This window comes from Microbacterium sp. cx-55, from assembly GCF_021117345.1.
Lineage (GTDB): Bacteria > Actinomycetota > Actinomycetes > Actinomycetales > Microbacteriaceae > Microbacterium.
Genome location: NZ_CP088261.1, coordinates 1,931,780 through 1,947,876, shown reverse-complemented (window position 1 = coordinate 1,947,876; position 16,097 = coordinate 1,931,780). Strand labels below are relative to the sequence as shown.

At 70.1% G+C, this 16,097-nt stretch carries 12 protein-coding genes and 1 tRNA gene; 9 read left to right on the top strand and 4 right to left on the bottom strand.

All coding sequences use genetic code 11. The annotated features are described in order from the left end of the window. Entirely contained in the window at positions 1-1,257 is a 1,257-nt protein-coding gene (locus tag LQ938_RS09170) for an MFS transporter (protein WP_223721614.1), read from the top strand. Here the strand turns inward: LQ938_RS09170 and LQ938_RS09165 are convergent. Further along, entirely contained in the window at positions 1,226-2,284 is a 1,059-nt protein-coding gene (locus tag LQ938_RS09165) for an aminotransferase class V-fold PLP-dependent enzyme (RefSeq protein WP_223720906.1), read from the bottom strand. The two genes, LQ938_RS09170 and LQ938_RS09165, sit on opposite strands and share 32 nt — an antisense overlap. An 81-nt stretch (positions 2,285-2,365) precedes the next feature. Between LQ938_RS09165 and LQ938_RS09160 the strand changes: the two genes are divergently transcribed. Continuing rightward, the gene (locus LQ938_RS09160; RefSeq protein WP_223720907.1) at positions 2,366-3,313 is read left to right on the top strand and encodes a LysR family transcriptional regulator; all 948 of its coding nucleotides are present in this window, start codon (positions 2,366-2,368) and stop codon (positions 3,311-3,313) included. Positions 3,314-3,378: 65 nt separating this feature from the next. Next, complete coding sequence (gene gltX, locus LQ938_RS09155) at positions 3,379-4,893, top strand: glutamate--tRNA ligase (protein WP_223720908.1); 1,515 nt, start codon at positions 3,379-3,381, stop codon at positions 4,891-4,893. A 27-nt stretch (positions 4,894-4,920) separates the two neighbouring features. Here the strand turns inward: gltX and LQ938_RS09150 are convergent, their stop codons facing one another. After that, entirely contained in the window at positions 4,921-5,307 is a 387-nt protein-coding gene (locus LQ938_RS09150; protein WP_223720909.1) for a bleomycin resistance protein, read from the bottom strand. Positions 5,308-5,362: 55 nt separating this feature from the next. Further along, entirely contained in the window at positions 5,363-7,378 is a 2,016-nt protein-coding gene (locus LQ938_RS09145) for an ArnT family glycosyltransferase (protein WP_223720910.1), read from the bottom strand. A gap of 133 nt (positions 7,379-7,511) precedes the next feature. Here LQ938_RS09145 and LQ938_RS09140 point away from each other — a divergent pair. Continuing rightward, positions 7,512-7,583, top strand: a tRNA-Gln gene (locus LQ938_RS09140). Between the two features lie 432 nt (positions 7,584-8,015). Then, positions 8,016-9,650 (top strand): substrate-binding domain-containing protein, encoded by a 1,635-nt coding sequence (locus LQ938_RS09135; RefSeq protein ID WP_223720911.1) that lies wholly within the window; start codon positions 8,016-8,018, stop codon positions 9,648-9,650. 45 nt (positions 9,651-9,695) lie between these two features. Here the strand turns inward: LQ938_RS09135 and LQ938_RS09130 are convergent, their stop codons facing one another. Then, entirely contained in the window at positions 9,696-10,700 is a 1,005-nt protein-coding gene (locus LQ938_RS09130; protein ID WP_223720912.1) for a LacI family DNA-binding transcriptional regulator, read from the bottom strand. A gap of 177 nt (positions 10,701-10,877) precedes the next feature. Here LQ938_RS09130 and LQ938_RS09125 point away from each other — a divergent pair, with 177 nt between their 5' ends. The 4 genes from LQ938_RS09125 (at position 10,878) to LQ938_RS09110 (ending at position 16,093) form a co-directional block, all read left to right on the top strand. After that, positions 10,878-12,116 (top strand): sugar ABC transporter substrate-binding protein, encoded by a 1,239-nt coding sequence (locus LQ938_RS09125; RefSeq protein ID WP_223720913.1) that lies wholly within the window; start codon positions 10,878-10,880, stop codon positions 12,114-12,116. Between the two features lie 106 nt (positions 12,117-12,222). Then, on the top strand, positions 12,223-13,227 hold the full coding sequence (locus tag LQ938_RS09120) for a carbohydrate ABC transporter permease (protein WP_223720914.1): 1,005 nt from the start codon (positions 12,223-12,225) through the stop codon (positions 13,225-13,227). Continuing rightward, positions 13,224-14,150, top strand: a complete 927-nt coding sequence (locus LQ938_RS09115; RefSeq protein ID WP_223720915.1) for a carbohydrate ABC transporter permease — start codon at positions 13,224-13,226, stop codon at positions 14,148-14,150. Before LQ938_RS09120 ends, LQ938_RS09115 begins: the two co-directional genes overlap by 4 nt. Further along, a complete protein-coding gene (locus LQ938_RS09110) occupies positions 14,147-16,093 on the top strand; it encodes a glycogen debranching N-terminal domain-containing protein (protein WP_223720916.1) in 1,947 nt (648 codons plus the stop codon). Before LQ938_RS09115 ends, LQ938_RS09110 begins: the two co-directional genes overlap by 4 nt. The last annotated feature ends 4 nt before the right edge of the window (positions 16,094-16,097 follow it).

The following is a 16,097-nucleotide window of genomic DNA, read 5'->3' as shown; positions in this document are numbered from 1 at the left end:
ATGCCGGATGCGGCGCCATCCGGTTCTGAGATCGAAGGCGCCCAGCGGCGCACGGTCCGAGTCCTCGCGGCGGGGCAGGTGCTCGGCGGGGTCGCCTTCGGCGCGACCGTGTCGCTCGGCGCCCTGCTCGCGGCGGACCTCTCGGGTCAGGACGGACTGTCGGGGTTCGCGACCGCATCCGTCACCCTCGGCGCAGCCCTGGCCGCCATCCCGCTCGCCCGACTCGCGGGGCGCCGCGGTCGCCGCGTCGCGCTGACCCTCGGCAACGGCCTCGCGCTCGTCGGGATCGCGATCGTCGTTACGGCCGCCGCGGTCCGATCGTTCCCCCTGCTGCTGGTCGGGGTCGTCTTGATCGGCATGGGAAACGCCGGCAACCTGCAGTCCCGCTTCGCCGCGACCGATCTCGCGACCGACCGACGTCGCGCACGCGATCTGTCGGTCGTGGTGTGGGCGACGACCGTCGGCGGGGTCGCGGGACCGCTGCTGGTCGGTCCCGGCGAGGTCGTCGGGCAGGCGCTCGGCATGCCGCACCTGACCGGCTCGTATCTCTTCTCCTTCGTCGCACAGGTGCTCGCGCTCACGCTGTATCTGGTGGCACTGCGCCCCGACCCGCTGCTCTGGGCGCAGCGCATCGCGACCTCGGGAGCGGCGAGAGCAGGACGCATCAGCGATGTCGATCGCCCGCGCGCGGCGCGCTACGCGATCTTCGCGGTCGCCGGCAGTCACGTCGTGATGGCGTCGGTGATGGCGATGACGCCGGTGCACCTGTCGCACATGGTGCACGGCGGCGACGTCACGGTCGTCGTGGGGGTGACGATCGCGCTGCACGTCTTCGGCATGTACGGACTCTCGCCCGTGTTCGGATGGCTGGCCGACCGGATCGGCCGGCTCGCCGTGATCCTGGTCGGTCAGGCGGTGCTGGCCGCATCGCTCGTGGTCGCGGCGGTCTTCCCGCACTCGCAGGTCGGTGTCGCCGTAGCGCTTCTCCTGCTCGGGCTCGGCTGGAGCGCGGCGACGGTCGCGGGCGCGGCGCTTCTGACGGAGTCGACGCCCACTCTCCGGCGCCCGCGCCGGCAGGGACTCAGCGACACCGCGATGACCCTGAGCGCGGCGGCCGGTTCGGTGCTCGCCGGATGGGTGCTGACGAACATCGGCTACGACGGTCTTGCCCTCACGGCGCTCGTGTTGGTCGGGACGGTGACGGTGTGTTCTCCGCTCGGGCGCGTCAGCGGCCGAGTGCCCGTGCGGCGCGGGTGACGTCTTCCTCGTCATTGAAGATGTGGAAGGCGACCCGCGCCCGCCCGGCGCGACCGGATGCGACGATGCCGGCGGCGCGAAGATCCGCGAGCGACTGCCCGTCCGGGTCGTGCCAGGCGACGATGGTGCTGGGGCGTTCGGGGAGAGGCAGGTCGAGGCGGCGACGGAACTCATCGGCCATCCCGGTCGTGTAGCGGTGCAGAGCGTGGCGGTCGGCATCCGCGAACAGAGTCAGCGCGGGGGCCGCGCCGACGAAGGCCTGCCAGGCGGGGGAGACATCGAACCGGCGCGCGTCGCCGGCGAGATCGACGTCGGCGCCGTAACAGGACGACCAGGGGTCTTCGCCCGCGAACCATCCGGCCTGCACGGGGCGGAGCGTGCGCACGTACGCGTCGCTCAGAGTGAGGAAGGCGACCCCGCGCGGCGCGCACAGCCACTTGTACGAGTGGCAGACGAGCGCGTCGAACAGGGTGGCGTCGACAGGCAGCCATCCGATCGCCTGCGTCGCGTCGGCGAACGTGAGCGCACGGTGACGCCGCGCCGCGGCGATGATCGCGGCCGCATCCGCCACCTCTCCGGTCGCCGACTGCACGATCGAGAAGGCGACGAGTGTCGTCTCGGCATCGATCGCCTCGGCGAGGTGCGCGAGCGGCACGGTGCGGATGCGGATCCCTCGACCCGCGTGCACGAACGGGAGCACCACGGAGGAGAAGTCGCCCTCGGCGCACAGCACCTGCGCGCCGTCGGGAAGGTTGGCGGCGATCAGCGCCGCGAGCACCGACGTCTGCGATCCGATCGCGACCGCGCCGGGGGCCACACCGACCAGGCGGGCGAAGGCCGCACGACTCTCGACGACGGCGGCGTCGTACCGCGCCGGGTCGGCACCCGTGCGAGCACCCCGTTCCAGATCGGCCACGATCGCATCGTGCGTCGGCCGCATCCAGAGCCCCGAGGTGCAGGCCGAGAGGTAGCCGGCGCCGCCCGTGAACGCGCCGCGAAGCGGGGCGAGGACGGCGGGGAGGATCATGCGTCCAGCATCCCGGGCTGTCTCGCATTCGTCTACAACATGTGTGTGATCGAAAACATGCGCTGATGTTATGGTTTCGACGTGACGGATGACACCGACCTCGAACTCGCCGACCTCCGAGTCATCCGGGCCATCGCCGAGGCCGGGTCGATCACCGCGGCGGCCGCGGCGCTCGGCTACAGCCAGCCTGCCGTCAGCCAGCAGGTGCGTCGAGCGGAGTCGCGGCTCGGGCTCGCGGTCGTCGAGCGGGTCGGGCGATCGGTGCGACTGACCGACGCCGGGCGCGTCCTCGCGCGCCACGCTGCGGAAGTCGACCGCGCCCTGACGGCGGCGTCGGGGGAGCTCTCGGAGCTGCGCGGGCTGCAGTCGGGGCGGGTGCGTTTCGTCGCATTCCCCTCGGCATCGCCGACCATCGTGCCGCGCATCCTCGCCGATCTCGCGGAACGCTCGCCCGGGCTCACCGTGACCTACGTCGAGGCGGAGCCCCCGGAGGCGGTCGCCGCCGTCCGCGAGGGGAGAGCCGACATCGCGCTCACGTTCAGCTACCCGGGCGACCGCGACGATCCGCACGGGGCGAGCGCCCACGGGCTGGCGGTTCGCACCGTGGGCTCCGACGACCTGCTGGTGGTCGTACCCGCCGACCACCGCCTCGCCGCGCGCACGACCGTGGATCTGGCGGAGCTCGCCAAGGAGGACTGGATCGCCGGATGCCCGCGCTGCCGGGGGCATCTGCTCGAGTCCTGCGCGCGTGCCGGTTTCGAGCCCCGGATCGCGTTCGAGACCGACAACATCGTCGCGGTCGAGAGCATGGTCGCCCGCCGTACCGGCGTCGCGACCCTGCCGCGGTTGGCCGTCGAATCGTTCCCCGTCCTGCCGGGCGTTCGAGCGATCGCGCTTCCCGGTGAGGAACGCACGCTGCACGTCGTCACCGCGCACGACGCGGAGCGGGTACCGGCGCTCCGCGCGGGCCTCGCGGCCCTCACCCGAGCGATCGCGGCGATCGGCGACGACCGCGCGTACCGCAGCTGACGCCGCATCCGGCCGGCGCCGATCCCGCCGGGAGCGCCGACCCCGCGCGGGTAGGCTGGATGCCTATGGCTTCCGCACCAGATCCCCGCACCACCACCGCAACCGGCGCCGAAGTGCGCGTGCGGTTCTGCCCCTCGCCCACCGGCACGCCGCACGTCGGCCTGATCCGCACGGCACTGTTCAACTGGGCGTACGCCCGGCACAACGGCGGCAAGCTGATCTTCCGCATCGAAGACACGGATGCGGCCCGCGACAGCGAAGAGAGCTACCAGCAGCTGCTGGATGCCCTGCGCTGGCTCGAGATCGACTGGGACGAGGGCGTCGAGGTCGGCGGCCCGCACGCGCCCTACCGCCAGTCGGAGCGGCACGACCTCTACCGTGGCGTGCTCGAGAAGCTCGTCGCGGCGGGCGTCGTCTACGAGAGCTACTCGACCGCCGAAGAGATCGACGCCCGCAACGTCGCGAACGGTCGCGCGAAGCAGCTCGGCTACGACAACTACGACCGCGATCTCACCGACGAGCAGAAGGCCGCCTTCCGGGCCGAGGGACGCGAACCCGCCTGGCGCCTGCGTGTGCCGGACGAAGATCTCACCTACGTCGACCTCATCCGGGGCGAGGTCACTTTCCCCGCCGGGTCCTTCCCCGACTTCGTGATCGTGCGCGCCGGGGGAGTGCCGCTCTACACGTTCGTGAACCCGGTCGACGATGCGCTCATGGGTATCACCCACGTCATCCGCGGAGAAGACCTGATGCCCTCGACCGCGCGTCAGCTCTCGCTCTACCGCGCGCTCGTCGAGGCGGGGGTCACCGACTTCGTGCCGCGCTTCGGGCATATGCCGCTCGTGCTCGGCGAAGAGGGCAACAAGAAGCTCTCCAAACGCGACCCGAAGGCCGACCTCTTCCTGCAGCGCGAGAAGGGCTTCATCCACGAGGGCCTGCTCAACTACCTCTCGCTTCTCGGCTGGTCGCTGGCGCCCGACCGCGACGTGTTCTCACTCGACGAGATGGTCGCGGCGTTCGATATCGCGGACGTGAACCCGAACCCCGCTCGCTTCGATCAGAAGAAGGCGGAGTCGATCAACGGTGACCACATCCGGATGCTGTCGCCCGAAGACTTCGAGACGCGGATCCTGCCGTACCTGCGGGAGGCCGGTCTCATCGGCGACACTCCGACGGGGGAGCAGCAGGCGCTGATCACCGCATCCGCCCCGCTCGTGCAGGAGCGCGTGCAGTTGCTCGGCGAGGTGCCGGGGCTGCTCGGGTTCTTGTTCCGCGACGAGGTCGTCTATGACGAGGATGCGTTGAAGGGACTGCCCGCCAACGCCGGCGAGGTTCTCGTCGCATCGGTGGGCGCCCTCGAGCTCATTCCCGAGGCGGAGTTCGTCACCGAGCGCATCCAGGCGGACCTGCAGGAAACGCTCATCGCGGGTCTCGGCCTGAAGCCGCGCGTCGCGTACGGGCCGCTCCGCGTGGCCGCGAGCGGACGGCGCATCTCACCCCCGCTCTTCGAGTCCCTCGAGCTGCTCGGCAAGTCCGAGAGCATCCGTCGTCTCGGGGCTCTCGTGCAGCGCGTCGGCTGACCCGGGCGACGGGTCAGGGGTCCGAGGTCACGCGGGAGCCGACTCGGGCGTCGGCCCGTTCTGGATCAGGTGCAACTGCGATCCATCGGGGTCGACGAGGAACCCGGCGCGCTGCCCCCACGGCTGCGGGCGCACCGGAAGTAGGCGCGGGCGACCCGTCGATGCCTCGACGACCCCGGCCGCCGCGATCGCTCGATACAGCTCGTCGACGTCGTCGACGCGGATGCTGCACATGAAGGAGCTGTCCTCTGGTGCGAGATCGGGGAATCGGAAGAACTCCAGCTCGAGGGTTCCTCGGCGCAGCACCAGCCACTCATCGCTCCGGTGTGTGACGGTGAAGCCGAAGGCCCCGTAGAACGCGACCGTTGCGGCGAAGTCGCGGGAGGGCAGGTTCGGCACGGTGCGCTCGGTCATTCCGCGACCCTATCGACCCGTCCGGCCACCGCGCACGCTCCGGTGCGTGCACGCGTCACGAGGCGGGTCGATCCGCATCCACGGCGGCGCACGATGAGAGGGTCGCCGTGCCCGGGGCGTCGCTCACGACGGCGCAGTTCTCCTGCACCCACGCGCTGATCGCCTCGGTCGTCGACGACGACGACCCGCCGCCGAATCCTCCCGTCGCCGAACCGAGTACATAGACGACCTCGCCGGCCGCGACCATCTGCTGGAACTCCTCGAGCGTCGGCACGGAATCACTGCCGCCGAATCCGCCGATCGGGAGGACGGACTCACCTCCCGAATCGATGATGAGGGACGCTGCCGCCTGTGCGCCGAACGTCGCGACGAGGTAGCTCGCCCCGTCCTGATGTGCGACGAGGTAGTCGATGAGTTCGCCATCGGACCCCGCCTCGACGGAGGAGAAGGGAGTGCGGCCGGTCGTCGACGAGCCGCCGTCACGGGCCGACGAGCCGCCCCGCATGCCGCCGTTCGGCGCAGATCCGCCGGGGGCCGACCCGCCGGGGGCTCGGGCGCCGGAGCCTGCCCCGGGCGCGGCGCCGGGGCCGCTGCCGCCCGCACCGGGCGCGCCGCTGCCGGACCCGCCGCCGAATCCGCCGCTGCCGGCCCCGCCGCCCACGGACATGACCGCCACCCCGGCCGCCGTCGGGTTGATCGAACTCGGCGCGGCGATGGTCAGCGCCGACCACGCGGCCGGAGCGAACAGCATCCCGATCAGCACGAGCACGACCGTCGCGGTGCGCGCGACTCGGCGCCGATGCTCGACGACGAGCGCGACCAGGGCGACGACCGCGATGGCCGCCTGCACGCCGGCGAGGACCGGGGTGGGGTCGGTGTACATCGCGGCGACAGCGACGGCGGTGACCGCGGCGGTCGCGAGCAGCGCGAGTTGCGCCCACAGCACCCGCCGCGCGCGGGCGACGAAGAACGCCGTTCCCACGAGGAGAGCGACCGGAATCGCGAGCGCCGACGTGTAGAACTGGTGCATTCCCGCGACGACCGAGAACATGGCGGCGAAGGTAACGAACCACACGCCGAGGAAGACCACGAGAGCCGACCGGAAGCGCAGGACGGCCAGCACCACGATCGCGAGCAACGCCGCCGGCAGCAGCCAGGCGATCTGTCCGGCGAGCTGTTCGTTGACGAGCCGGAGGGCACCGGGGTCACCCGAGAAGGGCGGTGTGAACGATCGGTAGTCGGTGCTGTCGGCGGATGCCGTGAATCGTCCGAGGCCGTTGTATCCGAACACCATCTCCCACGGGTTGTTCGAGTTGGTGCCGCCCACGTAGGGGCGCGCGGATGCGGGAATCAGCCACACGATCGCGACCCAGGTCAGCGAGGCGACGAGGCTGAGCGCGCCGGCGACCGCGGTGTGCCAGATGCGCCGCCACCACGATTGGCGGGTGCACAGATACGCCGCGGCCAGGGCCGGCCACACCGCCCACGCTTCCAGCATGTAGGTCTGGAACGCGACGGCGATCAACAGCCCCGCGACGAGATACCAGCGAAGACTCGCCCGCTGGATCGCCCGGACCGACGCCCACGCGACGAGCGCGAGGGCGAGAACGAAGAACGACTGCGGCTGGTTGGAACGGGCGACGGCGACGAGGATCGGCGTGGTCGCGACGATCGCGCCGGCGAAGAGTCCCGCGCCCGTGCCGGCCAGGCGCCGCGCGGTGATCGCGGTGACGACCGCCGCCGCGCTGGCCGCCAACGCGTTCGGGACGATCACGATGGCGGGGGAGAAGCCGAAGGCGCGAACGAAGAGGGCCGGGATCCAGAACGACCCGGGGATCTTGTCGAGAGTGACCGTGCCCGCCGGATCGAAGGCGCCGAAGAAGAAGTTCGACCAGCTCTGGCTCATCGACAGCGCGATCGCGCCGTAGTACTCGCTCATCGAGCCGGATACGTTCCACGCCGTCAGCACGACGGCGATGCCCGACAGGGAGAGCAACCCGATCGGCCACGCGAGTCGCTTCGGATTCCGGATGGATACGGGCGGAGAGAGGGGGGTGTCCACGGTTGTCACCGCTGCACACTACGAAGCGCGTCGTTGCGTCTCGGATGCGGCGCCGATGAGTTCGCTCCACGTCGGGCCGGTTTGAACCATCGCCCGGGGTGGTCTAAGCTAGACACTCGGTGCTGCTTCTCGGAGTAGCCCTTGGGGTATGGTGTAATTGGCAACACGGAGGTTTCTGGTACCTTTGTTCTTGGTTCGAGTCCAGGTACCCCAGCAATGTAAAACCCCCGGTTTTCCGGGGGTTTTTGCGTACCCCGAACAGGGTTGAACTCACCGCCCGCGCCGCCTGAATAGAGCTGACCCCGTCGCTCGCTCCTTTGGGGCGGCGTTAGCTCGGCTAACTCCTCCAGAATCGACCGCCGTCGCTACTTTCCTGCCCGAAAGCGCGGAGTTGGAGGAGTTACGAGCGTCGGACGGCCCGCACCCGCCGAGCATCGGCAGGCGGAGGCAGATGACGACCGCGAAGGCGGATTCGAGGGAATCCTTCGCATCGTCGGGTCGCCACGCTCAAGTGCCGAAGGGCGCATCGCGGATTCGTCGGCCCGTGACCTACGGGTGAACGGCATGCGCACACTGGGCGCGGTCGGCGCGTCGAGGGTCCTCCCCTCGATACCGTTCAGTCGTGCGGGGGAGAAGAATGTTCACGGTGTCCGGAGCGCGAGAACGGACGGCGCGCCGGACGGCTCGCCTGGCGGTGTTCGTTGTCGTCAGCGCGGTTCTCGTGCTGGGTGCCGTTCCTGCGCAGGGGGCGAGCGGCGCATCCGTTTCCGGCTCCGGGTCCGTGTGGGCGCAGAGCGCAATGAGTGCGTGGGCCAGAGATGCTGCGGCGGACGAGGGGATGACTGTCTCCTACGCCGGAACCGGCTCCGTTGCGGGGCGCGAGGACTTCATGAGGGAGAACGTCGACTTCGCGGTCGGCGAGGTGCCCTTCCCTCGGTCCCCGGAGGGGAATTCCGGTGCTGCGCTGCCCGCTCGCGCCTACGCCTCTGTGCCTCTCCTCGGAGGTGGCACTGCCCTGGCCTACAACCTCACCATCGACGGCGCACGATTCGCCGATCTCCGATTGTCGGGCGCGGCCATAGCGGGGATTTTCAGCGGAGCGATCACGCGGTGGAACGACCCGCAGTTGCTCGCCGACAACCCGGGCATCGCCCTTCCTGACCTCGCCGTCGTTCCGGTCGTCCGGGCCGATGCCTCCGGTTCTTCCTCGCAGTTCACCGCGTGGATGGCGTCTGAGCATCCGAACATCTGGACGCAGGGGGAAACGTCGCTCTTTGTGCCGCCGACATCCGCGTTCCGTGCACAGAGCGGCTCGTTGGGGGTCGCCGGATACGTCTCGCAGAGCTACGGCAGGGGAGCCATCGCGTACGTCGAGGCATCGTACGCGGAGAGCTTGGGGCTGACGGTGGCAGCGGTGCGGAATGCGCACGGCGACTTCGTCGGTCCGGGCGCCGTCAACGTCACCGCGGCACTCGCGGGGGTCGACATCGACCCCGACTCGTCGTCCGCCGCCGAGACGCCGAACCTCGACGGCGTGTACCGCAGCGCCGATCCGATCGCATACCCGATCTCGGGTTACGCCGCGCTCATGGTGCCCACCGAGACCAGCACTCGCTTCACGGTGGCGAAGGGCGAGACGCTCGCCGCGTTCGCTCGCTACGCCCTGTGCGCCGGGCAGCAGCGCGTTGCGTCGCTCGGATACGCGCCGCTCCCGGCCGCTCTCGTCGCGGTCGGCATCGCGCAGGTGGCGCGGATCCCGGGCGCGGCGAAAGCCGGATCCGGATGCAGTGCACCCGCGGTCGATCCGACGGCGGGCGAGATCGGCATCGAGGCGCCGGTCGTGGACGGTCACGATGGCGCGCTCTCGCTCGCCGTTCCCGTCGGCGCCCGCGTGACCCTGATGCCCGAGACCCGGCACGACGGGATCCGGGTGTCCACCGGGGTACTGCCCGCGTTCGCTGTCGAGGATGCTCGCGTTCTCTCGCGGCCGGGATACACGGTCCAGGTCACCACCACGGACTTCATCGCCGACAGCGCCCGAATGCCAGCGAACGCGTTGACGTTCTCGCCCGTGAGGGTTCCGACGGACTCGACGGCGCGAGGGGTCGTTCTGGCGGAGCCTTTCGCCGCGGGCACCGGGGCGATGACGTTCGCATCGGCGGCGGAAGGAACCGGAGTCGGTCGGGCCGTTCTCAGTGCGCTCCTTCGACTCGAGGTCCCCGGTGACGTCCCCGCGGGTACCTACCGATCGACGACGACCCTCACCGTCGTCTCGCGGTAACCACCCGGCCCGGAGAAGTCGCGCGGACCGCGCGTCTCACGGCGCTCAGCGCAGCACGAGACGTGGTTCGACCAGCACGTGCGCGGTGCCGGCGGCCGCGACGCGGGGAGCGACGATCGTGCCGCTCGATCCCATCAGGAGCTGCAGGGCGCCGGAGGCGACGTCCTCCGGGCGTTGCTCGATGCTGGAGATGCCGAGCGCTTCGGCGGCAGGCGTGTTGTCGAACCCGATCACCGGTACGTCCCGGCCGGCGGCGACGAACGCCAGTTGCGCACCGATCGCGAGCGAGTCGCTGGCGCAGACGACGGCCCGCGTCACCTCTCCTGCCGCCACCGCCTCGCCGACGACGCGGCGCGCTTCGTCGACGGACTCCTCAGCGACCCAGCGCGGGCCCTCGCCGACGCCCGACAGGGCCTCGCGCCAGCCCCGCTCGCGATCATCGCCGGTGCCCGACCCGGACGGCCAACCCAAGAAGGCCACCGGCCCGTCGCCGATGCCGAGCGCATGGGTTGTCGCCGCGCGGGTTCCGGCCGCGCCATCCACGTCGACCCAGAGATGCGCCGGATCGGCGACATCATCCGCGCCCCATGGGCGGCCGAACGACACGAACGGCACGTCGTGCGCGGCAAGCCATCCGGTGCGCGGGTCTCCGCGGAACGTACCGGTGATGACGATCGCGTCGACCTCGCCCCGGTCGACCAGCTCGCCCATCCGTTCGATCTCGTCGTCCGCGTCCCGTGCGGCGTACAGCATCACTCGCATCCCGCGCTCGCCGGCATGTTCGGTGAGCGCGTGCACGAAGCGGTCGAGCACCACGCCCGAGACACCGCCGGCATACGGGTCGAGGTGGATGCCGATCGTCGAGCTCCGTCGGGTGCGCAGTTGCCGCGCGGCCGCGTGCGGACGGTAGTTCAGGGAGCGGATGGCGTCTTCGACGCGTTCGCGCGTTTTGGGTCGCACGATGTGCGGTGAGTTGAGCACGTTCGACACCGTTTGGCGAGATACGCCCGCCGCCAGAGCCACGTCTTCCACCGTCGGTGACTTCGACACGCAATGCCTCCTTCGGCCGTCATCGGATCAAATCGCCATCCTAAGCCGCGCGGGAACCTTGACACCGGAACGACGTCTGCTTAGCATCGCCGACAAGACTTGAACGATCAAATTCTGTTCGAATGATCGACGACGGCACCGTTGCCCGCACGATCGCACTCATCAAAGGAGAGAGAAATGGAACGGAACACGCGCGCGCTGCTCGGAGCGGGCACGCTATTCACGATCGGAGCGCTCGTCCTCACGGGCTGCGGCGGCTCCGGGTTCGACGACGCCGGCGAGACCGCGTCCGGTGGCAGCGGAGCACTGACGCTCCTGATCGGCTCGTCCGGCGACGCCGAGACCGCGGCCGTGGAAGCCGCCGTCGACGCCTGGTCGGCCGAGTCCGGCGTCGACGCGACCGTCCAGGTGGCGAACGACCTTCCGCAGCAGCTCTCCCAGGGGTTCGCGGCCGGTTCGCCGCCGGACCTGTTCTACCTCGCCCCGGAGGCGCTGGCCGGGTACGCGGGCAACGGGTCCCTGGCGTCCTACGGCGACCAGCTCGCGAACAAGGACGACTTCTATCCGTCGCTCGTCGACAACTTCAGCCTCGACGGCGACTTCTTCTGCGCGCCCAAGGACTTCTCGACGCTGGGCCTCATCATCAACACGGATCTCTGGGCGGCCGCCGGACTGACGGATGCCGACATCCCGACCGACTGGGATCAGCTTGCCGACGTCGCCGCGACGCTGACGACGGCCGACCACGTCGGGCTCGCGTTCGGCGCCGAGTACCAGCGGGTGGGCGCCTTCATGGCCCAGGCCGGGGGAGGACTCGTCGACGGAGACGGCGCGGTCATTGCGAACGGGTCGGAGAACCTCGAGGCGCTCGACTACGTGAAGACGCACCTGAACGACGGCAGCTTCGCCTTCGCCGCCGACGTGGGGGCGGGCTGGGGCGGCGAGGCGTTCGGAACCGGCAAGGCCGCGATGGTGATCGAGGGCAACTGGATCACCGGAGCCATGACCAACGACTACCCGGATGTCGCCTACACGGTCGCCGAGCTCCCGGCGGGTCCGGGCGGCAAGGGCACCCTGCAGTTCACGAACTGCTGGGGCATGGCGGCAGACAGCGGCAACCAGGAGTCCGCGCTCGCGCTCGTCGAGTACCTCACGGGCACGGATCAGCAGCTCGCGTTCTCGGAAGCGTTCGGACCGATGCCGTCGATCGAATCGGCGGCGGATGCATGGACGAGCGCGAACCCCGACCTCACTGCCTTCCTGAGCGGCGCCGAGTACGCGCAGTTCCCGCCCACGATGGCCGGTGCCGCGGACGTCATCAGCGACTTCAACGCGCAGCTCGAGACGCTCAAGACCGCGGACCCGCAGTCGATCCTCGATTCGGCGCAGTCGAACCTCGAGGCGATCGTCGAATAGGGCGTCTCGCTGTGACCGTTCTCGCCTCGCGGCCCCCCGCGCCGAAGCCCCCCACGCGGGACTTCGGCGCGGCGAGGCCGCCGCCGGCTGGCTCTTCACGCTCCCCGTGCTCGTCATCCTCGGTGTGTTCCTGCTCATCCCCGTGCTGATGGCGCTGTGGGTGAGCTTCTCCGATTGGAGTGGGCGCGGCAGCCCCCTCGCCTCGACAGTGGGGTTCGTCGGCCTCGACAACTACGCCGCGGTCACGACCGAGAGCGGGCTCGCCCGTCGCGACTTCGGCATCGCGCTCCGCAACAACGCCTGGTACGTGCTGCTGGTGGTACCGCTGCAGACGGCGCTGGCCCTGTTCCTGGCCGTGCTGGTCAACCGCGCGGTGCTGCGCGGGCGCGGGTTCTTCCGCACGGCCTTCTACTTTCCGTCGGTGACGAGTTCGGTCGCGATCACCGTTCTGTGGCTCTTCCTGTTCTCCACCTCCGGCGCCATCAACGAGGTGCTGTCCTGGCTCGGTATCAACGGGCCCAACTGGTTCAACGACCCGAGCGGGGTGCTTCACAACCTGCTCGGCGTGTTCGGGGTCACCACAGGTCCCGAGGTGCTGACCGGAAACGACTTCCTCGGGGTGAGCTGGTGGGACTGGGCGGCCGGCCCGTCGGTGGCCATGTCGGCGTTCATCCTGATGGCGATCTTCACCACATCCGGCACGTTCATGCTGCTGTTCATCGCGGGGCTGCAGAACATCGGAGCCGATGTCGAGGAGGCGGCGATGATGGACGGCGCGAACGCCTGGCAGCGCTTCTGGCGCGTGACTCTTCCGCAGCTCAAGCCGACGCTGTTCACCGTGCTGACGCTCGGCCTGATCGGCACCTGGCAGGTGTTCGACCAGATCTACACGGGCACCCAGGGCGGCCCCGCGAAGACGACGCTGACCCCCGCCTACCTCAGCTACGACTCCGCGTTCATCTCTCAGCAGTGGGGTCAGGGCGCGGCGATCGCCTTCGTGCTCTTCGTGATCATCGTGGCCTTCACGATCCTGCAGCGCTGGATCCTGCGGGATCGGCCCGTGTCGCGGCGTCGAGCCCGGCAGTACGAAGTGAAGGGCGGCCGATCATGAGCGGCATCACCCCCCTGCAGGCCGACGTGCTCGCGGAGCAGCGCGGCGCGGCGGCGGCGCCGGCTGCTCCGAAGAAGAGGCGCGTGGGGAGGCCCCGACGCGGGCTGGCGTGGCAGATCGCGCTCTATGCGCTCCTGCTCGCACTCGCGGCGATCTACATCGCCCCGTTCCTCGTGCAGCTGGCGACATCGGTGAAGACGGATGCGGACGCCGCCGCCGACCCGATGTCGCTCGTGCCGAACCCCCTGACGTGGGCGGCGTACGAGCGGCTGTTCCTGAACTCGGACTTCCCGGTCTGGTTCGCCAACTCGGCGGTGGTCACGGTGTTCGTCACGGCCGGGCGCGTGTTCTTCAACTCGCTGGCGGGGTACGCGCTCGCCCGGCTCCGCTTCCGCGGCCGTGGCGTCGTCTTCGCCGCGCTCGTCGCGGTCATGGCGGTGCCGACCGTGGTTCTGCTGATTCCGAAGTTCCTGGTGATCAACCAGCTCGGCATCTACGACTCGTATGCCGGCATGATCCTGCCGCTGTTGGTGGATGCGGCGGGCGTGTTCATCATGAAGAACTTCTTCGAGTCGATCCCGCCCTCGGTCGAGGAGCAGGCGCGGATCGACGGGGCCGGGTCGTTCCGGATCTTCTGGTCGGTCGTGCTGCCGATGGCGCGGCCCGCGCTGATCACGATCGTGATCCTCTCGTTCCAGGGATCGTGGAACGAGCTGAGCCACTTCGTGATCTCGACGCAGTCGCCCGAACTCACGACCTTGACCAAGGGGGTCGCATCGCTGGCGAGCGGACAGCTCAGCCAGGGCAGTCAGTTCCCCCTGAAGCTCGCCGCCGCCGCCATCATGACGATCCCCGTCGCCGTGATGTTCTTCATCTTCCAACGCCGAATCATGAACGCCAGCGAAGGGGCCGTCAAGGAATGACCGTCGAGACGACCGCGGCAGTATCCGCGCAGCAGCCGTTCCTGCACGACGCGCTCATCGCCCTGCGCGCGCCGACCCAGGTGTGGTCCGCGCGAACGGGAGACCTGGGCACAGCGCCGATCCACGGGGTCTACCACGGCGATGTGCGGCACGTGCGCCTGCTCGAATGCGCGTGCGAGGGCTCCGAGATCGAGTGGATCTCCGCCGCGGAGGAAGGGGCGAGCGACCTGCTGTTCGTCGGACTTCTGCGCGGACTCGACGGCGGCCAACCCGACCCGAGGGTGCGTCTCGAGCGTTCTCGACGAGTGGGCCCGGGCGCGCTGACCGAGACGTGGATGCTGCGTAACGGCCGGGACGTCGACGTGACCACCGAGCTCCGTCTCCGACTCGTCCCCGACTTCGCCTCGATGCACGACGTGAAAGCCGGGCAGCCCGGCGGTGGCGACGTGGACGTGCGCGTGGAGGGGGAGACGGCCGTGATCGTCTCCGGCCCGCAACGCAGCGTGCTGCGGGCACCGGAAGCCGAGATCGCGGTCGACGCGGACGGGATCCACGCGCGGTGGACGGTGACCGCGCCGGCGCGGAGTGCGCGCACCGTCACCTTCGCGCTCGCCCTGCACGACGACGAGATCGTCGTCGCCGCACCGACGGGGCCTTCGGCCGGCGGCCACGACGAGGCGATCGCGGAAGGCCGCGCGCTCGAGCCCCGACTCGGCGCCTGGCTTCGCCGCGCGCTCTCCGATCTCGATGCCCTGCGGCTCGTGATCCCCGGCCACCCCGCGGACGAGTTCTACGCCGCCGGCGCGCCCTGGTTCTTCACCCTGTTCGGGCGGGACTCGCTGTGGTCGGCACGCCTGGCCCTTCCGCGGGACGTCGGCATCGCCGCATCCACCCTCCGGGTCCTGGCCCGTCTGCAGGGGAGTATCGACGACGTCGACACGGCCCAGGAGCCGGGAAAGATCCTGCACGAGCTGCGGGCGACGGCGCTCGAGATACCGGGGGAGGGCGTCGTGCTCCCCCCGCTCTACTACGGGAGCGTGGACTCCACGCCGCTGTGGATCTGCCTGCTCGCGGACGCCTGGCGGGCCGGTATGCCGGAGCAGGAGGTGCGCGACCTGCTTCCCGCGCTGCATCGCGCGCTCGAGTGGATGCTGGTCTCGGGTGACAGCGACGGAGACGGCTTCCTCGACTACATCGATCGCTCGGGTCGCGGGCTCACCAATCAGGGGTGGAAGGACTCGGGCGACTCGATCCAGTGGCGCGACGGTCGCTTGGCCGAGGGGCCGATCGCCCTGTGCGAGGTCCAGGGATACGCGTACGAAGCGGCCGTCGCAGCCGCCGACATCCTCGAGGCTCTGGACGATCACGACGGTGGGCACGTTCCGGGAGACCTGCGCGAGTGGGCGGCGGCCCTCCGCGACCGATTCCGCCGGGCCTACTGGGTGAGCACGCCCGAGGGCCGCTACCCGGCCGTGGCGCTCGACCGCGACAAGCGCCCCGTCGACACGCTCACGAGCAACGTGGGCCACCTCATCGGCACCGGAATCCTCGACCCCGACGAAGAAGCGCACGTGGCCCGTCTTCTGCTCGGCGCGACGATGTCGAGCGGGTTCGGCATCCGGACCCTGTCGACGGATGCGGCCGGCTACTGGCCGCTCTCGTACCACGGCGGCAGCGTCTGGACCCATGACACCGCGATCGCCGCGCACGGCATGCTGCGCGCCGGGCTGGTCGAGGCCGCGGGATCCGTCGTGGGGGCGCTGCTCGACGCCGCAGAGGGATTCGACTATCGCGTGCCCGAGCTGCACGCGGGCGACCCGAAAGCGCAGACCGGCGCTCCGGTGCCCTACCCCGCGGCCTGTCGCCCCCAGGCTTGGTCGGCCGCCGCATCCGTCACCGCGCTGGCCGTTCTTCGCGCGGAGGCGTTGCGTCTGCGCGCGTAGAGTT